Origin of the sequence: Clostridium sp. DFI.5.61, from assembly GCF_024462915.1 — a bacterium.
Taxonomy (GTDB): Bacteria; Bacillota; Clostridia; order Oscillospirales; family Oscillospiraceae; genus Lawsonibacter; species Lawsonibacter asaccharolyticus.
The window spans coordinates 1-21565 of the sequence record NZ_JANGBZ010000024.1; the positions used below are offsets into that span (position 1 = coordinate 1).

At 57.4% G+C, this 21565-nt stretch carries 19 protein-coding genes and 1 pseudogene; 17 read left to right on the forward strand and 3 right to left on the reverse strand.

Annotation, left to right across the window (positions count from 1 at the left end; genetic code table 11):
* From NE584_RS11750 to NE584_RS11815, 14 genes and pseudogenes are all read left to right on the forward strand, one after another.
* Nucleotides 1–3282: pseudogene (locus NE584_RS11750) on the forward strand (hypothetical protein); the annotation flags it as partial.
* 3 nt (nt 3283–3285) lie between these two features.
* Nucleotides 3286–4047, forward strand: coding sequence for a hypothetical protein (locus NE584_RS11755; protein ID WP_130849677.1), 762 nt, complete (start codon nt 3286–3288; stop codon nt 4045–4047).
* Nucleotides 4048–4050: 3 nt separating this feature from the next.
* A complete protein-coding gene (locus tag NE584_RS11760) occupies nt 4051–6324 on the forward strand; it encodes a phage tail protein (protein WP_256182880.1) in 2274 nt (757 codons plus the stop codon).
* A gap of 7 nt (nt 6325–6331) precedes the next feature.
* Nucleotides 6332–6703, forward strand: coding sequence for a hypothetical protein (locus tag NE584_RS11765; RefSeq protein ID WP_024723652.1), 372 nt, complete (start codon nt 6332–6334; stop codon nt 6701–6703).
* A 13-nt stretch (nt 6704–6716) separates the two neighbouring features.
* The gene (locus NE584_RS11770; protein WP_256182881.1) at nt 6717–8024 is read left to right on the forward strand and encodes a hypothetical protein; all 1308 of its coding nucleotides are present in this window, start codon (nt 6717–6719) and stop codon (nt 8022–8024) included.
* A 17-nt stretch (nt 8025–8041) separates the two neighbouring features.
* The gene (locus NE584_RS11775) at nt 8042–8578 is read left to right on the forward strand and encodes a hypothetical protein (RefSeq protein WP_024723650.1); all 537 of its coding nucleotides are present in this window, start codon (nt 8042–8044) and stop codon (nt 8576–8578) included.
* A 26-nt stretch (nt 8579–8604) separates the two neighbouring features.
* Nucleotides 8605–9537: a hypothetical protein gene (locus NE584_RS11780; protein WP_256182882.1), complete on the forward strand. Its 933-nt coding sequence runs from the start codon at nt 8605–8607 to the stop codon at nt 9535–9537.
* Between the two features lie 63 nt (nt 9538–9600).
* Nucleotides 9601–9990, forward strand: coding sequence for a hypothetical protein (locus NE584_RS11785; RefSeq protein ID WP_024723648.1), 390 nt, complete (start codon nt 9601–9603; stop codon nt 9988–9990).
* Nucleotides 9983–12724 (forward strand): bacterial Ig-like domain-containing protein, encoded by a 2742-nt coding sequence (locus NE584_RS11790; protein WP_256182883.1) that lies wholly within the window; start codon nt 9983–9985, stop codon nt 12722–12724. Before NE584_RS11785 ends, NE584_RS11790 begins: the two co-directional genes overlap by 8 nt.
* 542 nt (nt 12725–13266) lie before the next feature.
* Nucleotides 13267–14442 (forward strand): RNA-directed DNA polymerase, encoded by a 1176-nt coding sequence (locus tag NE584_RS11795; RefSeq protein WP_256182884.1) that lies wholly within the window; start codon nt 13267–13269, stop codon nt 14440–14442.
* Nucleotides 14443–14455: 13 nt separating this feature from the next.
* A complete protein-coding gene (locus NE584_RS11800; RefSeq protein WP_195324466.1) occupies nt 14456–14800 on the forward strand; it encodes a hypothetical protein in 345 nt (114 codons plus the stop codon).
* 17 nt (nt 14801–14817) lie between these two features.
* Nucleotides 14818–14961, forward strand: coding sequence for a hypothetical protein (locus NE584_RS11805; protein WP_172592644.1), 144 nt, complete (start codon nt 14818–14820; stop codon nt 14959–14961).
* 87 nt (nt 14962–15048) lie between these two features.
* Nucleotides 15049–15657 (forward strand): hypothetical protein, encoded by a 609-nt coding sequence (locus NE584_RS11810; protein ID WP_256182885.1) that lies wholly within the window; start codon nt 15049–15051, stop codon nt 15655–15657.
* Nucleotides 15658–15795: 138 nt separating this feature from the next.
* Nucleotides 15796–16461, forward strand: coding sequence for a hypothetical protein (locus NE584_RS11815; protein ID WP_256182886.1), 666 nt, complete (start codon nt 15796–15798; stop codon nt 16459–16461).
* Nucleotides 16462–16512: 51 nt separating this feature from the next.
* On the opposite strand, the gene NE584_RS11820 is transcribed toward NE584_RS11815, so the two are convergent.
* The 3 genes from NE584_RS11820 to NE584_RS11830 form a co-directional block, all read right to left on the reverse strand.
* Nucleotides 16513–16776 (reverse strand): DUF6809 family protein, encoded by a 264-nt coding sequence (locus tag NE584_RS11820; protein ID WP_256182887.1) that lies wholly within the window; start codon nt 16774–16776, stop codon nt 16513–16515.
* Nucleotides 16773–17162, reverse strand: coding sequence for a TnpV protein (locus NE584_RS11825; protein ID WP_256182888.1), 390 nt, complete (start codon nt 17160–17162; stop codon nt 16773–16775). Before NE584_RS11825 ends, NE584_RS11820 begins: the two co-directional genes overlap by 4 nt.
* A gap of 404 nt (nt 17163–17566) precedes the next feature.
* Nucleotides 17567–18226 carry a transcriptional regulator gene (locus NE584_RS11830; protein WP_050623263.1) on the reverse strand — a complete coding sequence of 220 codons (660 nt, stop codon included), beginning with the start codon at nt 18224–18226 and terminating at the stop codon, nt 17567–17569.
* A gap of 239 nt (nt 18227–18465) precedes the next feature.
* Here NE584_RS11830 and NE584_RS11835 point away from each other — a divergent pair, with 239 nt between their 5' ends.
* The 3 genes from NE584_RS11835 to NE584_RS11845 are packed head-to-tail and all read left to right on the forward strand — an operon-like array spanning nt 18466 to nt 21561.
* Nucleotides 18466–19788: an amidohydrolase family protein gene (locus NE584_RS11835; RefSeq protein ID WP_050623264.1), complete on the forward strand. Its 1323-nt coding sequence runs from the start codon at nt 18466–18468 to the stop codon at nt 19786–19788.
* Nucleotides 19789–19830: 42 nt separating this feature from the next.
* Entirely contained in the window at nt 19831–20211 is a 381-nt protein-coding gene (locus NE584_RS11840) for a RidA family protein (RefSeq protein ID WP_050623265.1), read from the forward strand.
* Between the two features lie 54 nt (nt 20212–20265).
* Complete coding sequence (locus tag NE584_RS11845) at nt 20266–21561, forward strand: GntP family permease (protein WP_050623266.1); 1296 nt, start codon at nt 20266–20268, stop codon at nt 21559–21561.
* The last annotated feature ends 4 nt before the right edge of the window (nt 21562–21565 follow it).

The following is a 21565-nucleotide window of genomic DNA, read 5'->3' on the forward strand; positions in this document are numbered from 1 at the left end:
GACCTGCCCAATGTGGGCGGGGTCATGGCATTCTTCAACGGAGGCAACGACCTTGGAACCTTTGCCGCCGGCATCGTACCCTTCGGCGCGGCCATGAAGTCCTATGGGGACGCCGTGGCCGACATCAACACCGGAGCCATCACCGCCTCGGCCACTGCCGCCCAGTCTCTGGCGCGGCTGCAAGAGGCCCTTCCCCTGGTAGGCGGTGTGATGGAATTCTTCAACGGAAGCCAGGACCTGGCCGCTTTTGCGGCGGGCATCATCCCCTTCGGCGCGGCCATGAAATCCTACGGCGACGCTGTGGCGGATATTCGGCCGGAAGCGGTGGAAAGCTCCGCCTCCGCCGGAATGGCCCTGGTGGAGCTGGCAAAGGCCCTTCCCAACACGGGCGGCCTGCTGTCCTTCTTTACCGGAGGGACCGACCTGGCCGCCTTTGGCGATGACCTGACGCTGTTTGGCGCGGACCTTTCCGCCTATGCGGAGGCCATCAGCAATGTGAAGGCGGACGCGGTGACGGCCTCGGCCAACGCGGCGGAGGCCCTCTCCAACCTCGCCTCCGGTCTGCCGGACAGCAGTCTGTTTGACAAGTGGTTCGGCGGAGACCAGACGCTGGCCTCCTTTGGCGGGGATATTTCCAAGTTCGGCGCGGCCATGAAGGGCTATTACGGCCAAATCTCCGGCATCGACACCGGGCGGATGGCCGACGTGGTCGCACAGGTATGGAGCCTGCTGGAGCTGGCTGAGGGGGCCGCAGGGGTCAACACCAGCGGTCTGACCAGCTTTGCCGACAGCATGAGGAAGATGGGAGACGCCGGCATCTCCGGCTTTACCAGCGCTTTCTACAACTGCGGCGACACGGTCAACAAAGCCGTGTCCAGTATGCTGTCCACCGTCAGCGGCGCCGTCCTCTCCAACCTCCCCGTGACAAACGGGGCCATGGAGACGGTGGTCCAGTCGCTGGCGAACATTGTGGACGGGAAGGTCCCGGCCATCCGGACATCGACATCGGATATGATGCGGACCATGGAAGCATCCATCACGGCCCACTCCAGAACGGTGGGGGACGCGATGAGGACGGTGCTCTCCACCGCCGTATCCAACATCAACCGCATGAAGCCGGAGTTCGAGACCGCCGGAAAGAACGCCGGGCAGGGCTTTATCAACGGCATCAACTCCAAGCTGGGCGGCGCAAGGTCCGCCGGCCGAAGCCTGGGCCTGGCCGCTCTGGAAGCGGCAAAGAAGGCGCTGGACAGCCACTCCCCCTCCCGGGAATTCATCCATCTGGGCGAAAACGTGGGCGAGGGTCTGGCCATCGGCGTCAACAACAGCATCGTCCCTGCCGCACAGGCCGCCTCCGGCATGATCGACGAGGTGATCGCCGTCAGCGAGAAGGGCGTCGATGCCTTTGAGGATTGGATCAACGAGAAGCAGTATTACGGCGAGCTGAGCCTGATGGACGAGCTGGCCGGATGGGAAAACCTCCAAAAGAAGTACAGGGCCGGCAGTGAGGAGCGGATGAAGATCGACCGGGAGGTCTATCGGGTTCAAAATGAACTGGTTTCCGCCACCTACCAGGCCTCCCTGGACTGGATCGAGGAGGAGAAGTATTACAAGCGCCTGAGCACCGAGGAGGAGCTGGCCGCCTATGAGCGGATGCAGGCCCGGTATCTGGAGGGCAGCAAGGAACGGATGGAGCTGGACCGGAAGGTCTTCACCCTCCGCAACCAGCTTGTGGACGAGTCCTATCAGAACTCCCTGGACTGGATCGAGGAGGAAAAGTATTACAACCGTCTGAGCCTGGCCGACGAGCTGGCCGCCTACAAGCGGGTCCAGAGCCGGTACGCCAAGGGCACCGAGGAGCGGAAGAAGCTGGACCGGGAGGTCTACCGGCTGGAGCAGGAAATCTATGAGGCCCAGCAGCAGTACATCGCCGACGTGCAGAGCGTTCAGGAGTCCGCCAACCAGCGGCGCATCCAGCTGGAGGAGGCCTATGCCAACAAGGTCAAGTCCATCAACGAGCAGCTGGAACGGGACATCGAATCCCTGAACCAGCAGTATCAGGACGCGGTGGAGTCCCGGACCAAGAGCCTGTACCAGTCCTACGGCCTCTTTGACGAGGTCACGAAGAAGGAAGCGATCAGCAGTGAAACGCTGATGCAGAATCTGGAGGGTCAGGTCCAGGAGTTTGGCGAGTGGCAGGATATTCTGGGTCAGCTCTCCGCCAGGGGCGTTGACTCGGACCTGATCGCGGAGCTCCAGGAGATGGGGCCCTCCGCCATCGAAGAGATCCGGGCGCTGAACTCCATGAGCGACGACGAGCTGGAGAAGTACGTCTCCCTCTGGTCCGTCAAGCACGCCCAGGCCCGTGACCAGGCGACCTCGGAACTGGAGGGGCTTCGGGTGGAGACCCAGGAGCAGATCGCGCAGCTCCGGGCGGACGCGGCGGTGGAGCTGGAGGAGTACCGGCTGACCTGGCAGAGCGAGATGGCCCAGCTGGAGGAGGATACCAGCCGTCAGCTGGCCTCCCTCCGGCAGGAATTCTCGGAAAATGTGGGCCTGATCAAGCGGGACACGGAAGCCAAGATGGCGGAAATGACCGAGGCGGCCCGGAAAATCCTGTCGGAAGCCGGGTGGACAGAGACGGGACAGCAAATTCCCGCCGGCCTCGCCCAGGGCGTGGCCCAGTCCAAATCCACCTTTATCGACGAGCTGACCAGCATGGCGCTGGCGGGCGTGGAGGCGGTGAAGAGCACGCTGGAGATCAACTCTCCCTCCCGGGTCTTCCGGGAGCTGGGGTCCTTCACCGGCCTTGGCTTTGTCAGCGGACTGGCCGGCTATGCCGAAAGGTCCTTTGCCGCCGGCGCAGACATGGCGGACTCCGCCGTGGACGGCCTTTCCGGCGCCATTGCCGGACTCCCCGACCTGCTGAGCGGCGAGGCGGAGATGCGGCCCACCATACGCCCGGTGCTGGACCTGTCTGACCTCACCGGGGCCTCGACCCAGATCGACAGCCTGTTCTACCCCCTGCGGTCCATCCGCCTGGCGGGACAGGCCAGCCTGGCGTTCCAAAACGCCTCCGGGGAGAACCGGATGACGGTCAAGGTAGACAACGACGACATCATTGAGGAGCTTCGCACCCTGCGCAGTGAAATGGCAGAGATGACGGAGCGCATGGAGCGGATGCGGGTCGTGCTGGACACCGGCACTCTGGTCGGTGAGATGGCGGGACCCATGGACAACGCCCTTGGACAGAGGGCGACACGGAGAGGAAGGGGGAACTGAGCCGTGTATCATTCCATCACCATTGGCGGGAAAAACACCTGGGATGACTGGCGGCTGGTCCCCGCCTCCCGGCCCGTGTTCAATCCGCCGGCCCAGAAGGTGAAGACGCTGGAAATCCCCGGCGGGGACGGGGTCATCGACTTGTCCCAATCCCTGACCGGGTATCCGGTGTACCAAAACCGGACGGGCTCTATCGAGTTTATCGTGATGAACGACTTCAAGCCCTGGCACATGGCCTATTCCGACATCATGGACTATCTGCACGGGCAGAAGCTGCGGGCAGTGCTGGAGGACGACCCGGAGTATTTTTACGAGGGGCGGTTCACCGTCAACGTCTGGAAGTCAGAGAAGGACTGGTCGCGTATCACCATCGACTATGACGTGGGGCCCTACAAGTGGTCAGTCCTGTCCTCCACGGACGACTGGCTGTGGGACCCCTTCAACTTTCAAAATGGCGTCATCCGCCCCGCCGTGTTCAAGGACATCGCGGTGACGACGGAGGTCCGGGCGGTGAAGCTGGCGGCGCTGCTGTTCGGGCGGGCCCCGGTGTGCCCCGTGTTCCGGGTGAGCAGCTCGGATAAGCGGGGAGTACACATCCGCTTTATCAACCCCACGCTGGGACTGGACGAGACCAAGCTCCTCCCCGACGGGGTCATCCAGTTCCCGGAGTTTGTGTTCTTCGGCGACCTGGGCGCCACGCTGGAGCTGTGGTGCGACACGGGAACGGGGTCCGTCTCCGTGGACTTCAGACAGGGGAGGTTGTGACCCATGTATAGCATTTATGCAGACGGCGTGTGCATTTACAACGACGTCTTTTCCCTGGACAACATGAAGGTGGTCAACCCCAAGCTGACTCTGGAGGACAGCGCCGCCGGGTCTCTGGAGATGACCCTTCCGCCCACCAACGCGGCCTACGACACCATCGTCCGCATGGTCACAGATATTTCCGTGAAGAAGAACGGGGAAGAAATCTGGGCGGGACGGGCCCTGTCGGAGAGCCGGGACTTCTGGAACAACCGGGTGCTCTACTGCGAGGGGGAGCTGGCCTTCTTCAACGACTCGGTCCAGCCGCCGGCGGAGTATGCCGGGAAATCGGTCCGGGAGTACCTCGACCAGCTCATCGCCGTCCACAACGGGCAGGTGGGTGAGAACCGCCGGTTCGCCATCGGGGCGGTGACGGTGGTGGACGAGGCCTTCCCCACCTATTACACCAACTACGGCAAGACCCTGGAGTCACTCAACGCCCTGGTGGAAGCCTATGGCGGCCATCTCCGGGTGCGCAAGGCGGACGGGGTGCGGTATCTGGACTATCTGAAGAACTACCCGGACACATGCAGCCAGGTGATCCAGTTCGGGTCCAACCTGCTGGACTTTGTCCGGAACTGGGACTCCGCCGAGTATGCCACGGCCATCGTCCCTCTGGGGAACCGGCTGGACGACAGTCCCATCGAGGCGCTGGACGCCTATCTGACGGTGGAGAGCGTGAACGGCGGAAGCCTGTACGTCCAATCCGACGAGGCAGTGGCGAGCCATGGCTGGATCGCGAAGACGGTGAACTGGGACGATGTGAGCGACCCCCAGGTGCTGCTGGAGAAGGCCAGGGAGTATCTGGCGGACCTTCAGTTTGACAACCTGGAGCTGGAGCTTTCCGCCCTGGACCTGCACTATCTGGACGTGGAGACCGAGGCGGTGAAGCTGCTGGACGAGATCCGGGTCATCTCCCGCCCCCACGGGCTGGACCGGCTCTTCCCGGTGACCAGGCTGGAAATCCCGCTGGATGCCCCGGAGAACACCCAGTTCAAAATGGGGGATTCGGTACAGGTGAGCCTTACCAGCGTGAGCAACCAGACCAACGCCGCCGTGCTGGACAAAATCGAAAACCTCCCCAAGGCCCACAACATCCTCAAGGAGGCCCAGGAGAACGCCACCCATATCATGAACATGGCCACCACGGGCTACATCACCATCACGAGGGACGAGCACGGCTCGGACACCCTCTATATTTCCAACGTCCGGGACTACACCAAGGCCGACAAGCTCTGGAAGTGGAACATGAACGGCCTGGGCTACTCCAACGACGGGGGAAAGACCTTCGGGCTGGCCATCACCATGGACGGGGCCATCGTGGCCGACTACATCACAGCGGGGGTGCTGAACGGCAACGTGCTCCGGGTGGGCGTCATCCGGGACTACAACTCCAACGTGATCCTGGACCTGGACAAGGGCACCCTGACCATGAAGAAGGGCTCCATCAACATCGGAAACGGAAACTTCACCGTGGACGAGCAGGGCAACCTCTACGCACGGCGAGGCACCTTCGCGGGGACGCTGGCAGGAGCCAAGGGGACCTTCGGCGGCACAGTGCAGGCGGAGGACTTTTTGGACAAGTACGGCAACAGCATGATGGACCTGGCCAAAGAGAAGTTTACCGCCGGATATCTGGACCTGTACGGCCTGACCGTCACCAACAAGAACACCGGGGCGGTCACCTTCGCCGTGGGGCCGACGGGCCTTATCACCATCAACGGCCAGGTGACCATGGGGGCCGGGAGCACCATCAACTGGGCCCAGGTGAGCAATCAGAACATTCAATCCAATCCGGCGTATTCTATGGCCAATCAAGCTTACAACCTGGCGGATGAAGCCTATGATTATGCCGATACCGCGTATTCCAGGGCCGAACGGGCTTACAAGCTGGCCGACTCCATCGAGATGCCGGGGTACATCAAGAGCACCTACATCGACCAGACCACGATCCGTTCCCCGGTCATCGAGGGCGGAGAGTTCTACGGCGAGGAATTCAACATCATCGCCGGGGGCGACTTCGGAAGCTTCAACCTCTACGGTCCTTTCGGGAGCAGCCGTTACCACATGCTGGCCATCGAATATTTCGAGGGTAACGCCCCTCTCATCAACATTTACAGCCCCTGCGGCGGATACATCACCATCGGCCAGAGCCGCAACGGGATCGTCTACTTCAAGGGGGTCGTGGATTTCAGCGCCGCAGACGTCCAAGGTCTGGATTTAGGAACAGGAGCATGACACAGCCATGAAGAAAATGTTAAAAAATTCCGAAGTGTTTGAGCGGCTCCACTCGCTCAAGCCACTGCTGTCCCGGCGGGATCGGATCGGTTACATCGCCGCCCGGAACTACCGCTTTCTCTCCAACTCCCTGGTGGAATATGAGACCATTCGCCTCAGCCTGATCGAGAAGTACGGAGAGGAAGGGAAGGATGAACGGGGGCAGCCCACCTTTGTCCTCAAAATGGAGTCCCCCAATTTCAAGACGTTCTGTGACGAGCTGGCTCCCTTCAACGAGATGACCCATGAGGTGGAGCTGATGACCGCCAAGTACAGCGAAGCGGAGGGGAACCTGACGGGGGAGGAAATTTTGGCCATCGACTGGATGCTGGAAGATTAGGAGGTGGTCCGATTTGGCCGACATCAGCAGTTTTTTGAAGAAGATTCTGGAGGCGATCTACGGTGAGGAGGTGCGGGGTTCCATCCACGACGCCCTTGCCGCCATGAATAAGGAGTCCTCCAGCGCCATGGAGTTTGCCGCCACGGCCAAGGACTCCGCCAAGGCCTCCGCGGAAAAAGCCAAGAACGAGGCGGACACCGCCGGGCAGAAGGCGGCTGAAGCCCTGGACTCCGCCGGGAAAGCCGCCCAGTCTGAAACCAGCGCCAAAGCCTCGGAGACTGCGGCGGAGGGGTACGCGGACCTCGCCGTTGACGCAGCGGAACGGGCCGGAACCTCGGAGGAGAACGCCAAGGCCTCGGAGCAGACGGCTCTGCAACAGGCCAGAGAGGCGGAGGAGTCCAAGAACGCCGCTGCTCTCAGCGAGGCCGAAGCCAAGGCAGCAGAAGAGCGGGCTAAGGAGGTCCGCAATCAGGTGGAGACCCTGGGTGCCCAAGCCACGGCAGACGCCGCAGCGGCTCAGGAGGCCAGGACCGCCACGGAGGCGGCGCGGGACGCGGCCAAGGTTAGTGAAACCAACGCAAAGGCCTCGGAGACCAAGGCGGAAGACGCCAAAGCGGGCGCGGAAGCGGCGAAGGAAGCCGCCCTGTCCGCCCAGGAGAGCGCCGAGGAGGACGCCCTGACCGCCGCCCAGTCCAAGGAGGACGCAGAAGCGGCCAGGACAGCCGCAGAACAGGCCAAGGCCGACGCCCTTGACAGCGCCGCAGAGGCCGCCGGAAGCGCCGCCAAAGCGGAGCAGTACAGCGGCAAGCCGCCCAAGCCTCAAAATGGAACCTGGTGGATCTGGGACGCGGAGACAGGGGCCTATTACGACAGCCACAGCAGCTGTGAGCTGCAAGGCCCCATCGGCGTGGGCATCCAGGACATCCGGCTGACCAAGGGCGACCACTCGCCGGGCACCACGGATATTTACACGGTGCATATGACAGACGGGTCTACCTACACCATTTCGGTCTACAACGGCCTGAACGGTACGGGCGCCGGCGACGTATTGGGTATCTCCTTCGACCTGGTCATCCCCGCCGAGGGGTGGTCGGAGGGGAGCGTCACCATTGCGGACGAGCGGCTTTTGGCCCTGGGCACCCACAAGTATTTCCTCAGCGCGGACGAAGCCTGTAAGGAGGAGTTCCTCGACTGCAATGTGCAGCCCAAGAACATCACCACCTCGGGCTTTCTCACCCTGACCTGCGACACAGAGCCGGCGGCGGACCTGACGGTCAACCTGATCCGGCTGGAGCTGTCGGGGAACGGGGCCATTCAGTAAGCAAGGAGGCGAAGCCCATGGAGATCGCAGTGAAAGCAACCTATGCCCATCTGGTCAAGGATGAGAGTCTGGTACAGAACTCCGACAAGCTCTATATTGTGGAGTTCCGCTTTGATCAGAGCTGGGATGGTTATGCCAAATCGGCTGTCTTTGAAGCCGGCGGCGTACAGCAGCCGCCTGTGGCGTTGACGGATGACCGATGCATTATTCCGGCTGAGTGTTTGAAACGGGCCGGAATCAATCTCAAAATCGGAGTTTCCGGCATTAAGGATGGGGTTCAGAAAGACACGGTATGGTGTCTGGCCAGCAAGATCATGTACGCGCTTGACCCCACGCAACTGATGCCGCCCACCCACATCGATGGAGACGTGAAGGCCCAGATCCTTGAGGTCATCCGGGAAAATACTGCTACAGATGCAGAGGTTCAGGAAGTCCTCGACAATGCATTCCAGTCCTCCTGGATACCCCCCGAAAATCCTGAGGCTCCGGACAATACCGCCACTAACGAAGAGGTGGAGGACATTCTCGATGATGTTTTCGGCGAAGAGCCGTAAACAATATTTTTAAGGAGGACATATTTATGTCTAAGCACACTACTCTCGAACAGCTGAAGCTTCTGGCTCAGCGCACCGAGGGTGAGATCAGCAAGGTCGAATCCAAGTCCCTGGTAGGCGTTAAGGTCAACGGCGTTGCCCTGGCCATCGCCGACAAGATGGTGGACATTCTGATCGCCTCTGGCACCGCCAATGGCACCCTGGCGGTCAACGGCAAGGATGTTGCAGTGACGGGTCTGGCGGCCCTGGCCTACAAGGCTCAGATCTCTGAGGCCGATCTGGATGCCGCTCTGAAGGCTGTGCTGGACGCTAAGGCCGCCAAGACCGATGTCGAAACTCTGATCGGCAACGACAAGGGTAAGAGCGCCCGCACCATCGCCAACGAGGAGCTGGCTGCTCAGCTGATCCCCGAGGGCGCCCAGGAGGCCCTGGATACGCTGACTGAGATTGCTCAGTGGATTCAGGATCACCCCGATGACGCTTCCGCGATGAATGCCGCCATCACCAAGCTGAACGGTATCGTTGCCGGTATTGGCGGCGACGAGGACGAGTACGCCACCGTAATGGCCGCCATTGAGGGCAAGATCACCGCCGCGCTGAAGGACATTGCCTCCGGTGCGACCAAGGTGGAGAAGTCCGAGGTCAACGGCAACATCAAGATCAATGGTCAGGAGACCGTGGTCTACACCCACCCTGCCGCTGAGGCGGTCGAAGCCGGCTTCAAGAAGGTCGGTAAGGATAATCAGGGTCATGCGGTCATCGGCGACGATGTGACCAAGGAGGATATCGTTGCTCTCGGTATCCCCGCACAGGACACCACCTATCAGCCTGCTACCAGCCAGGCAAACGGTCTGATGTCCAAGGAGGACAAGGCCAAGCTGGACGGCATTGAGGTTGCGGCCGATGAGGAAGTCAATCAGATGCTGGATGAGGTCTTTGGCGCCGCTGTTGGCGTCTGATAACCGCGGAGGGGGATGGGGTATTCCTGTCCCCCTCTTATTTTTTCGGAAAGGAGCTCTAACATGGCAGAGAACAAAGCCACAACCTTAGAGCAGTTGCGGGCTCTGGCAGAAAGGGGAAAACTCGATACCCTGAACCGCGTCGACCAGCTTTTAGAGTCGATCATTCCTCTGCTGGAAGGCGCACAGCATAGCGGTACTACCGTTACTCTGCCGGCCGAGAACTGGAGCGGCAGAGCTCAGACTGTAAAGGACAACATCCTTTTGGCTGACGAAAAATACTGGTATATTGTGTGCGCTGACGCGGATTGCTTTATGGCAGTCAGCGAGACTGGCGTGAAAGCTGACAATATCACCGTTAACGGTCAGGTCACCTTTCACTGCGAGGTAACTCCAACGGAAAATCTGACCATTTATATTTTGCGACTGGAGGTCGAGCAGAATAATGAGTAATGCAAACGTCGGCAAGGTCTTTAACATGACCGGCGGCAACGGCGGAGGCGGTACTCTGAGGCTGGAGACCCTGACGATTACCAAGCCGCCCCAAAAGACCACTTACAAGTCCGGAGAGTCCTTTGACCCCACGGGCATGGTCGTTACCGCGGGCTATGGGTATGGTCTCACTTCGGACGTGACCGGATATTCCGTGTCTCCCCAAGTCCTTACGGATGGGGTGACGGAGGTGGTTATCACCTATACCGAAGGCCGCATCACCAAGACGGCAAGTGTGCCGGTTACTGTGCAGAAGGTGCTGGTATCCATTGCCGTTACCAACAACCCCTCCAAGATGGTCTATCACTATCTGGAGGAATTTGCCCCTGCGGGAATGGTGGTCACTGCCAAATTCTCGGATGACTCTACGGAGGAGGTTTCGGGATACACCTATCCCAAGACCGCTTTCTCTACTTTGGGGAGCCGTCCGGTGGAGATCGGTTATACCTATGAGGGTGTGACCAAGACCGCCAGCTTGAATGTTACAGTCAACCCCATTGAGGTGGCTGTCCCTGTTCAAAATGGAGTCCTTACCTATGACGGGACTGGAAAAACTCCGTCCTGGACTGGGTATGATCCGTCGAAGATGACCATTTCCGGCACGACCAATGGCGTGAACGCTGGAACCTATTCCGCACGGTTTAACCTGTCGTATGGATATCAGTTCCCCGGCGGCTTGGACGAGGCCACGGTTGAGTGGATCATTGACCGGGCGGTCATCGCTTCTCTTCCGGTGCAGAACAATGTACTGGCGGCCAACGGCAAACCGCAGGCTCCCACCTGGGCCAACTACGACATCGGTCAGTTGACCATTGGCGGAGACCGGTCTGGAACTGACGCAGGCGATTACAAAGCCACATTTACTCCTACCGCCAACTACAAGTGGTGGGACGGTTCCATTGAGGCCAAGGAGGTCAAGTGGACGATCACCAGCGTTATTGTACCCATTCCTACGCAGAAGGGCTCGCCGACCTATACGGGAGCGCCCCAGACACCGGAATGGAATAACTTTGACCAGGTGAATTCCAAAGTGCAGGTGACCGCACAGACCAATGCCGGCACCCACTCTGCCACATTTATTCTTCTGAATGGCATGTGGTCGGACGGTTCTACGACCAATAAAACCGTTCAGTGGAGCATCGGCCGAGCTTCCATCGCCAAGGTTCCCGCCCAGAGCGGAGCTTTGAAGTATGATGGGAACCCCAAAACTCCGGTGTGGGACGCCAATTATGATCCAAACAAAATGACGGTATCTGTAGAGGCGAAGGTCAACGCCGGCACAGGGTACACTGCCGCCTTTACACCGGATTCCAACCATCAGTGGTGGGATGGCACGGTGGACGCCAAGACAGCTACCTGGGCTATCGGCAAGGGCGATCAGGTCGTATCTGTAAGTCCGACAAGTGTGACGCTGAATACCGGCGCCCGAAGCGCCAAGTTTACCGTGACCCGAAAGGGCGACGGCGTGATCTCTGCCGTTTCCAATAATGTTGGTGTGGCTACGATCGGTAACATCAATCAGCAGACCGGCGAGGTTACGGTGAACAGTGTAAATAACATCACCGGCACGACTACAATTATTGTTAAAGTAGCTGCGGGAGCCAACTATCTGGCTGGGGCCGATAAGCAGGTAGCAGTCAATGCCCAGTTCGTGACCATCTACGGGGTGGAATGGGACTGGACCAGCAGCGGCCCCACCAAGGGTAAGCGCACCGACGGAGCGGCAGGCTTTGGGGACCCCAACCCGGCGGTGAACAACGGCTCCGGCTCCTCGCCCTTTGACAACTTGTACCCGTGGAAGGACATGACCAAGGTCACCCGGACGGGCGGCGTGATGGTGAAGGAACCCAAGTATTGGTACAAGTGGACCAAGAGCGGTAAGAAACTGAAGCTTCAGATCGCAGACGGCCCTGTGGCCGGTTTCCATGTGGACCCGGTAAATATGGACCGTGGGGACGGCCTTGGAGAGCTGGACCTCTCCTACATCGCCCGGTATCACTGCGCAAATGGCACCTACAAGTCGGAGACCAACAAGGCCCAGCAGGTGAGCATCACCCGGAGCACGGCACGAACCCAGATCCACAACCTGGGGGCCAACATCTGGCAGCTGGACTTTGCCCAGATGTGGTATGTAAACATGCTGTTCCTGGTGGAGTTCGCGGATTGGAACGGCGAGCGGATCGGCCGGGGCTGCTCGGCCAGCAACTCCAAGGAGAACAACGGGCGTACGGACGCCATGCAGTACCACACCGGTACTACGGCGGCCAATCGGGATACTTACGGTTTCACACAGTACCGGAACATCGAGGGCTGGTGGGACAATGTGTACGACTGGATGGACGGCTGCTATTACAATGGCAACGGCCTGAACGTCATCAAGAATCCCAATCAGTTCAGCGACAGTGCCAACGGCGTGCTTGTCGGTAAGCCGGTTGCTGGTTACCCGAAGGATTTCGCCATCCCGACCCAAAGCGGTCTGGAGTGGGCGCTGTATCCCTCTGAGGCTGGCGGCAGTACCACCACGTATGTCCCGGATTACTGGAATTTCGGCGGTAGTAGCCCGTGCCTGCGCCGCGGCGGTTACTATGGCCAGTACCAGTATCACGGGCCGTTCTGCGTGTACTGCAGCGGTGCGTCGGACGCGCACGTCAGCATCGGCTGTCGCCTCCAGGAACGCCCGCCGAAGGCGGCGTGACCATTCCCCTGGGGAGGAGGGGGTTTGGGGTGAGGGGACCGCAGTCCCTTCCCCCAAGCTCCGGCCTTCCACGCATTTCAAAATGGAGCGGAAGGGCTCCTTTTCACCTTAATAAGAACAATATTTGAAACCGCTCTTCTTTGGTAAGAGGAGAGCGCGGGGTCGACTTTGCAGCAGACGATGTCCCGGATAACTGGAATTTCAACGGTAGTAACCCGTGCCTGCACCACGGCGGTAACTATAACCAGAACCAGAATCACGGGCCGTTCTACGTGAACTACAACAGTGCGTCGAACACGAACGTCAACATCGGCTGTCGCCTTCTTGAAGCAGACGCAGGCCATTGGGCCTGTCGGGTATGGCTGAACCTCCTATCGGTAGTCAGGGTTCCTCACCCTTTCTATTACGCAGAGTTGACCGCGCAGCACTTGCTGACGATGAGCCGTCAGGACACAGCCTGGTACACTTCGGGCCGGGTTTCGCCCCGGAACCACCTGCGGCGATGGAACGGCTGTGAGGCTACAAGGAGGATATTATCCCTGATGAAACGAGTGAGAGTTTACCAACAAATCCTTTCGGAAGACAATCTGCGCCTGGCCATCCGGGAAGTCAACCGGGGACACCGGCGCAACGGTGACCACAGCCTGAACAAGAAGGTCCTGGAGATCGAGGCGAATATGGATGCGTATGTGGCGGAGCTGCGCAGGTTCATTGAGGACCTGGTGAGCGGGGACGCGCACATGCACCCGCCGCTGAAACGGCGGCGCTGGGACCGGAACGCGGACAGCGGAAAGGGCAAATGGCGGGACATCAACGAGCCGCTTTTGTGGCCGGACCAGTATGTCCACCATGCGGTGTTACAGCCCATGATCCCGCACATCATGCGGAGCATGGACAAATACTGCATCGCAAGCGTGCCGGGACGGGGAAATTCCTACGGGGTCAAGGCGATCAAGAAGTGGATGAAGGGAGACGCCGCCGGCACACGGTACGGCGCGGAATGCGACATCTACCACTGCTTTGAGGAGCTGGACCCGCCGTATGTCATCCAGGCACTGAAACGGCTGTTCAAGGACCGGGAGACCCTCTGGCTGTGCGACGCCCTGATGGAATACGGCGTACTGATCGGCGCGTTCTTCTCCGCCTGGTTCCTGCACCTGGTGCTCCAGCCGCTGGACCTGATGATTCACCAAAGGGAGTACGGCGTCAGCCACTACCTGCGGCAGATGGACAACTTCACCATCTTCGCCTCCAGCAAGCGGAAATTGCGGAAGCTGATCCGGGATATTCAGGCGTGGCTGGCCGACGTGGGACTAAAGCTGAAAGACAACTGGCAGGTCTTTCGGATCGGCTTTACCCCAAGGGTGGAGAAGGCCAGAGAGCAGCTGCCCGAGGCCAAACAGAGCCGAAGACGGCCGAGGATTCCGTCGGCGCTGGGCTACCGGTTCGGGCACGGTTACACCATCCTCCGAAAGCACAACCTGTTTCGGCTCAAGCAGTCGCTGCATTTATATTACTACCGAAGGGATCGAAACCGGGTCATCTCGTTTAAGCGGGCCTCCGGCCTGATCTCACGGCTTGGGCAGCTCCGAAAGTGCGATTGTCAACGGATTTTGGAGCGGTATTACCAGCCGAAGACCATGTTCGATCTTAAGAAAGTCGTCCGAAAAGAGTGCAGACGGCTTCAGAAATTATATCCGCCCTACCAGGCGGCGTGAAAGGAGCGGCACCATGAAAGTACAAGGGATGGTTGACCCCGGCAGTTTTACCGTGGAGCGCATTCCCGGAAGCGGAAGAAGCCTTGTACGGCTTTTCCAGAACGTGACGCCTGTCCAGACCGAGGACTTCACCGGATATGAGTACGACGAGTACCATGTGGAGGTGGAAACCTGGGACGGCATCGCGGCAAACGTGCGGGAGAACTACGAGACGTTCCTGAGAAAGGGAATAGACAACGAGATCGACCGCAGCAATCGGGCACTGTATTCCGCACAAGTGGATACGGATGCCATGAACGTGGACCAGGAATTCCGTCTGACTCTGCTGGAGCTGGGTCTGACGGAGCTGGATATTTAAGAAAGGGGAAAACTGCTATGCTGTACCGAACTTTGAAGCGCATGATCGAGAGAGGCCAGACGGAGGGTATCGAGACGAAGCTCGATATTTTCTATGCCGCCGACAAAATCAGCGAGAGCGAGTATCAGGAACTGCTCGGGATGCTGAGTCCCAAAGCCTAAGTTTTCCAAATTTGCCTGCTTTGAAGGAGGTTGGATGATGGCGGAAGAAAAGAAACCCACCTTTATCGAGGTGGGTGATCGGTTAACATGATCAGCTATATCGAGTACCTGAACATACCTATCGCTTTAGGTCTGGCTATTATCGGCGTTTTTTTGATCATGCAGATCGTTGGCGAAATTTTGGAGTTTAAGGGGAAAGTCGTTCCCGAGTTCATTAAGATCAGGAAATATTTTGCTCGGAAGAAGCAGGAACGGCAGACCATGCGAGAAATGTCCGCGACGATTCACGATGTGAAGACCGTGTTGAACAGCGTGGAATCCCATTACAGCGAAGATAATATCGCCAAGCGTGACGCCTGGATGAAATGGGTAAATGATAGAGCAGTGGTGTATGATCAGTCCATTGAGGTTCTGAAAGAAGAAACGGATAAGAACACCGAAATCACCATGTCTCTCTACATTGAAAGCAAGCGCAGCTCGATCACAAGTTTTGCCTCGTACTGCGTTTGCCCCGATAATCCTGTGACCAGGGAGCAGTTTAAGCGAGTCTTTCGGATCTATGCGGAATATGAGGAGATCATCAAAGACAACGATCTTCAAAATGGAGAAGTAGACATCGCTATTCGCATCATTCGAGAAGCGTACGAAAACCACTTGAGAAACGGGTCGTTTGTCGAGGATGTTCGCGGATACTGAGGCGAGTAGATTTGGCCTCTGCTCCTCTATCTAAAGCGGCAGAACGGTGTAAAAAGAGGTGTAGGAGAGTCGATTATTCCTCGATTACTCCTACACCTTGACCGTTTTTGCCTTGGGGTTACGGGATAATTGGTTTTTATGAATACAGTCGAGCCGATTTACAAGGCACTCTGCACATCAAACACACAGCTTCTATTTGATACGCTTGACATCAAACGCTATCCTATCACCAAAAAGTCTGAAAAGGTAAAATGGCAGGAACTTCGGAAACAGTTGGCAGAAGTTCGAACCCAAAAGGCGATTGATGTGTTGGAATTGGTATGTCAAACTGGTTTAATTCCTATACCGCCAAAACTGGATGGATATTATCGTTTGTACCACGATGCTCCGGAAACAATGTATATTGCAGAAGTTACAATTCGCTCTTTCTTAGAGTTGGAATACTCGCAGTTTCTGGCTGCGATAGATTTTTTATATCCGGAAGCAGTATTCTCCACCGAGCATGGTGTCAAAGGCGAGGAATATGACAATGTTGTTTTTGTCGTAAGCAAAGGGTGGAACCAGTACCAATTTGAAACCTATGCACCAATGATAACCGGAAAAGCTTCTGTTCCGAGTGGAAAACAAGCTGCTTTTGAGCGAAACCGAAATTTGTTTTATGTTTGCTGCTCAAGGCCAAAGAAGCGACTATTTTTCTTTGTGTCTGTTCCTGTAGATCCTACATTCAAAGCATTTTTAGTTAAACTTGTTGGAGCGCAGAATTACTATACCTACAGTCAGTATCTCGGAATGAACGCCAAATAAAATAGCGCCCATCGGCAGAATGACCAATGGGCGCTGCTACGTATATTCGATTTATTCTCCCATAACCTCAAGCATCATCCTGGCACCCAGCTTAAAGCTGTTTTGAAACAGCAAGCACTCTGCTATGGTCTGATACTCACGAACAGCGTCCGTATATCGGGCGAACAGTTCTTTCTGTTCATCCGTCATGGAAGCTTGAAGTCTTTCTTCGTTTCGAGTGATCAGGCGAAGAGCTTCTTTGTATTCCTTGCAGGCGGCTGTGTCATACTCCGTCGGCTCAATGTTCCCATACCAAAACTCTTCCAGAAGCTTCATACCGCATCCTCCCCATAAATCAGTTCCTGGAGGATGATCTCCTCTGCCGCATTTCGGATATTATTCATAAGCTGTACCCACACCATCTGATCCTGTGCTTTCAGCTCCTCAGTGATACCTTCTCGCTGAGCCATCGGTTTTATCAGGTGGTCGAACATTTCGGTCGCCCGGTGGTCAACCTCTGCAAGGTGGCTGTGAAGCTTGCCACTGACCACCAAACTGGTGTATAGCACCGGACGGTGCTCCTTGATGTACCGCAGATGCTTTCTACCCCACATTCCGATGGGGTGGGCGTCTGTTTCTTCCAGTACCAGACAGGGGATGTAATAGTCTCCCTGAAGCTCATACCAAAGATCATTGTTCTGATCGAAGATGTATTTTTCCATTATGTATGTCCTCCGTATGTGTATTTGATTTTGAGGTGAATCAAATAACAGCACACTGTTTCGCTTCTCACTTGTTGCCCTGTGAAGCCCTGGGCAGCTGTACACAAGGAACTCGTAGGATGCAAAATCAGTTTTTCGTGGTCAACCCACGAGCAGGAAAATCATAATTGAATACATCTAAAAACCGCTGATTTACGCTGAAAATCAAGCAGAAAACGAAGAAATCTCCTGACATTCAGCATGGTGTATTTGGGGCTTTTGGAGTTCAGCAAGCGCTGATTTTTTCCTACAAGTGCTCCCAGAGGGACGCCGCAGAAGCGGCGTCCCTCTTTTGTGCCAGCAGGCCCCTGACAGTCCGATAGGCTGTCAGGGGCCTGTTGTTCTGTGAATAAAAAGCTTCCGGATCAATCCAGGGACTTCAAATGCAGATACACCGTATTTTTGGAGATGTTGAGGATCTTCGCCACGCTGGTGACTGCGCTCTTGATTTGGAAGATCCCCTGACTGCTGCATCGCTTGATGATCTCCTTGTTTTTTAGAGAAGGAAGAATATGGATGTCCTGCTCCACTTCATCCCTGATTTGTTCCACGACCCGGGTAAGCAGTTCCTCCGCATTGTCCACAAAAGTTTCTGTCAGCATAGGGCGCTCATCCATCGCATCTTCGGTCAGATGGCCGATCAGTTTATAGAGGGGGGTGTTCAGATAAAAGTTGATACACAGCAAGCCAATGGCCCGGCGGTTTTCACCATAGATAACGATGGTAGTGGAGCGCAGCGGTTCGCCGCTGCGGTTGCGGGAAAAATAGGAAATATGGCTTTTCCCATCCTCCTGCTGGATGGAGCGAAGCATATCCAGGGCCAGATCAGTAATGGGAGAACCCTCGTGACGATTTGTATAGTGCCCATTGGCGATGGCAATGACAGAGTGCTCCATGGACTCCAGGCTGTGCAGTACGATCTCATATCCTATGCCCAGATAATCCTCCAGACCGCACACCAGATCCCGGTAAGAGTTCAGGATCAGCCGCTCCGCGGGAGTCAACACGATTTCTGTCTGTTCCATAACATCTTCCTTTCCTGAAAGCCTGTTAAATTCAAAATATCACAAACGAAAATGGCGCACAACCTTTTTTGCAAAAAAAGAGTTTATTTATGAAAAAGAAACAAAAATAAAAGGGAGATATAGTAGGAATCAGACATTGACATGATAAAAATTCAGTATATAATAAAATTTATTAAAGTATATGAAGAGCAAGTGATTTGCTGCTAAGAACGGAAAGAAATTTGAAAGGAGCATCAATCATGTCACGCACCTATCTGAAAAATGTCCGCATCGTGGATGGAACCGGCGCACCGGCCATTGAAAACGGCCTCTATGTCTTTGACAATATAGAGGACAAATTCAATGAGGACGTGGTGGAGTATGTGGGAGAAATGGACCAGAGTGTCCTGGCCAAGGCGGGGCCGGAGGATGCGGTCTTCGACCTGTCCGGGCACACCATTCTGCCCGGACTGATCAACTGCCATGTCCATCTGGACCTCATGCTCCCCTATCGGGGGCTGGGCAACAGCTTTGATGAGTTTGGCATCCCCTACCGCACACTGCTGAGCTACCGGCGGGCGGCCGAGGCGCTGGACTGCGGCGTTACCACCATCCGCAGTGCCGCTATTCCCGATGACATCGACATTGGACTGAAAAAGGCCATCAACAAGAACATGCTCTGCGGCCCCAACATCATTGCCTGCGGAAAGGGACTGGTGGCCCACAATGGACACGGCTCAGAGGAAAACTCCGTGGTCATGTGCAGCGGTGTAGACGCATTTATGAAGGCTGCCCGGGAGCAGCTGGCGGCAGGGGCAGACCAGCTGAAGATGATGTACACCGGGGGAATGGCTTCCGCGAATGAGGGCCTGTGCGATATGCAGATGACGGATGAAGAGGTAAAGGCAGTGGTGGACGTGGCCCACCGGGCCGGAAAGAAGTGCTTCGCTCATCTGTCCAACGACAAGGCCATCCGTCAGTCCGTCCTGCTGGGGGTGGATTCGGTGGAGCACGGCTACACGCTGTCTGAAGAGACTGCCAAGCTGATGGCAGAGCACGGCACCTATTTTGTCCCAACGATCTCTGTCTCCTCCAGCGATGATTATCTGCTGGCCCACGGATGCCCGGCTCACCAGGTGGAAAAGGGGCGCGAGGCCGCCAAGACCCACCGGCAGGGCGTGACCTGGGCCCATAAGCACGGCGTAAAGATCTGCGTGGGCACCGATCTTCTGCCCTCTGACCCGGTGGACGGCACCAACGCCACCGTCCGGGAGATCGAGCTGCTGGTCCAGTGCGGCCTGTCTCCGATGGAGGCCATCAAGGCAGCTACCTCCACCGGTGCGGAGCTGTGTGGGCTGCAGGATGTGACCGGCACCCTCAAGCCCGGACTGATGGGCGACTTCATTGTGGTGGAAGGCAAGCCGGATGAAAATATCTCTGATCTGCGGAAGCTGCGCCTGGTGGCCAAGCACTGCAGGCTGATTTGGAGCACCCTGCCCAACCTGAATGTCCGCCGCTTCAGCGTGCTGGCCCCCGGCTATGAGATGAAGGGCGGCACCTTCTGCGATTGGCGCCTGATCTGAGTGAGGAGACAAACCATATCACGGTAAAAAGGAGAGGAAACCATGACAAAACGCATCAATACCGAAAAGGCCCCTGCCGCTATTGGCCCCTATTCTCAGGGGGTAGCAGCGGGAAATTTCCTGTTCGTTTCCGGCCAGCTGCCGATTGACCCCAAGACCGGCAGCATCGACGCGGACAACGTGGCCGACCAGGCGAGACAGTCTCTGACCAATCTGTCTCAGATCCTGGAGGCCGCAGGCACCTCCATGGACAAGGTGGTCAAGACCACCGTATTCATTCAGCATATGGATGACTTTGCGGTGATGAATGAGGTCTATGCCCAGTTCTTCCAGGGAGAGGTCCTGCCTGCCCGCAGCGCTGTGGAGGTAGCCAAGCTGCCCAAGGGCGCACTGGTCGAAATCGAGGCGGTCGCGGCGCTGTGATGCTGCGGCCCAGCTCTCCCACCCAATCATAGAAATTAGAAAGGCGGGAACTCCATGGAAATTATCAGCTTTATTGGTATCGTAGCGGCACTGATCCTGATCATCCTCGGCTCCGTCCGAGGCTATTCCCTGATCCTGCTGTCCACTGTGGCGGCTCTGCTGGTGGCAGCCACCGGCGGCGTGAATGTGTTTGAAAATTACGCCAATGTCTATATGGGCGGCGTGGCCAACATGGTGCTGGCCCTGTTCCCCATCTTCCTGGGCGGCCAGATGTTCGGCAAGATGCTGGAGATGTCCGGCCTGCCCATGGCGGTGGCCAGCGGCGTGTTCCGCAAGCTGGGGCCCGCCAGCGCGGTGGCGGCGGTCTATCTGGCTACCCTGGCCATGTCTGTGGGCGGCATCGACGTGTTCGTCATTATTTTCACCATGTATCCCCTGGCCGCTGCCTTCTTTAAGGCTGCCGGCATCTCCCGTAGCCTGATCCCCGCCTGCGTATTGGGCGGTGCGGTGGCAATGCAGACCCTGCCCGGCATGCCTATCAACAACATCGTGCTCCCCGCCAATGCCTTCGGCACCACTCCCATGGCCGGTTTCTGGATGGCTATCGCCGGCTTTGCCATCGTGGGCGGCGGCAACCTGTGGTATCTCCACCGGGCAGGACAGAAGTACATCGCCAAAGGGGAAGGCTTTATCCCCCGTGAAGGCGACACCGACGACGTGGATCTGAACACTGAGGGACTGCCCAACCCCTTCCTCCTGCTGATCCCCATGGGTATCGTGGTCCTTCTGCTCAACCTGATCCATTGGCCCGCCTGGGCGGCCCTGTTTATCGGCTGTGTTGTGCTGGCACTGATGTTCTGGAAGCGATACGAGGGCTTCCACAAGATCGTCAATACGATGGCAGAGGGAGCGAAGAACTCTCAGTCTGTGATCCAGACTGCCGCTATCTGCGGCCTGGCCTCTGTGGTGGGCGCGGTGCCCGGCTACAACCTGCTGCTGGGCCTGCTGGAAAAGGCCTCTTTTGGCAGCCCATACATCATGCTGTTTGTGTGCATCGCGGTGATCGCTGGCTTTACGGGCAGCGCCACCGGCGGCCTGGCCTTTGTCCTGGACAATTTTACGGACAAGCTGGTAGCTATGGGCGGCAATCCGGAGGCGTTGACCCGGATCGCCAACATCTCCCAGATCACCTTTGACTCCCTGCCCCACAACAGCGCGATTGTCCTGACCCTGTCCTACTGCGGCGTGACCCACAAGGAGGGCTACAAGCACCTGTTTGTGGTGACTGTCGTTACCACCACACTGGCCACGATCGTCAACATCATCATGGCCCATTTGGGAGTGATTTGAGCTT